Here is a 1,313-nt window from a genome sequence, read left to right on the forward strand (position 1 = left end):
CCCTACGCTGGGTGTTCCAGCTTTTCCTGTGGGTGCGTCTGGTGGTGCTGGAGGGCAGGCCCCGGGTGCTCAACCTGACACCCCATCACGAGACGGCAGCCCGTCTGCTGGGGGTGGAGCGATATTACCTCCTGGAATAAGAATGGTGCGGAATGTCGGCTGCACACGCTTCTATCGAGCTACTGGGGGAGTCGAGTGCTGGATTAGGGCAGGAAGCACCTCCCACCCGGCCACGCAGGCGAACCGCTCTCGAGCTATCCTGCCCTGGTCATTAAGGTAACCCACAGAACCGCTCTAACTTTAGCCACCTCCCAGCAAACGCAGAATCCAGCCCTGCAAAGGCCGCAGCACCCCTTCGATCCAACCAGAAGCGGCGACTAGCAACAACGCAACCTCAAAAGCGACCACGTACCGGAAGGCAGGCGCGTATATTTTAGGTTGTATTGCAGCTAAAAACGCGAAACTACTCAGTGGGGGTAGTGGAATCAGGCTCCATAGCAAAAACCAAATGCTGCCCGAGGCCAGCAGGCTAAGGAAGTTGACCAGCGTGAACCCCACGTCCCCAGGGAAGCTATTGAGTACCAGGGGGCGCAGCGAGAGTGCTAGCAAGGCCAGCCCTAGCAGTCCTAGCCAACCTGAGAAAGCCACCCACACCAGATTGCTGCGTTTGGGAAAGCGCCCCAGATCGAGCCAGATGGGTTTGCCCCAGCCCTTCAAAAAAATCACATATGAGATAAAACCTAGCCAACTGAGATGGGTCATAGGGTTGAGGGTTATCTGCCTCTCTTCTTTGGGATTGCTATCCCCCAGATGAAAAGCTGTCCAGGCCTGGATATATCCGTGAACGGCTATGATTACTAAGCCGCTCAAAATGCGCACCAACAGCTCCTGTAAGGAAATATCAAACATGCTGGACTCTTGCATCGCATCATACCTGACCCAAACCCACCTAGAATCTACAAACCACCTTACCCAAATCAGGCCATGCGATTATGTTTAGATCATGAACCGTCGTGCCTACCCATCGGACGTCCGAGATGAGGAATGGGCCCTGGTGCTGCCCTATTTGACCCTTACTCCGCTAGAGGCTCCCCAGCGCAAGTACGACCTGCGCGAAGTGTGGGGCGCCCTGCGTTGGATGGTCCGAACCGGTGCCCAGTGGGACTACCTGCCCCACGACTTCCCACCCCATATCGTTCAGGCGCAAGCCTACCGCTGGATGAACCGGGGGGTCTTCGAAGACCTGGTACACGACCTGCGCATGACCCTGCGAATGCTCCAGGGCAAAGCCGCCCATCCCAGCGCTGCCATCT

General features: G+C 56.7%; 2 protein-coding genes. One reads left to right on the top strand and one right to left on the bottom strand.

Annotation, left to right across the window (positions count from 1 at the left end; genetic code table 11):
* Nucleotides 1-300 precede the first annotated feature (300 nt).
* Complete coding sequence (locus Mhypo_RS17725; RefSeq protein WP_147075588.1) at nt 301-762, bottom strand: zinc metalloprotease; 462 nt, start codon at nt 760-762, stop codon at nt 301-303.
* Nucleotides 763-1,003: 241 nt separating this feature from the next.
* On the opposite strand from Mhypo_RS17725, the gene Mhypo_RS17730 reads away from it, so the two are divergent.
* Nucleotides 1,004-1,313: transposase (locus Mhypo_RS17730; protein WP_147371380.1), on the top strand; the 310-nt coding region annotated here is incomplete at its 3' end.

The organism is Meiothermus hypogaeus (assembly GCF_003574035.1).
In the GTDB taxonomy this organism is placed as follows: Bacteria; Deinococcota; Deinococci; order Deinococcales; family Thermaceae; genus Meiothermus; species Meiothermus hypogaeus.

Coding starts and splice junctions, on each gene's coding strand:
- Mhypo_RS17725 (WP_147075588.1), bottom strand. CDS start 762: ATGACCCATCTCAGTTGGCTAGGTTTTATCTCATATGTGATTTTTTTG.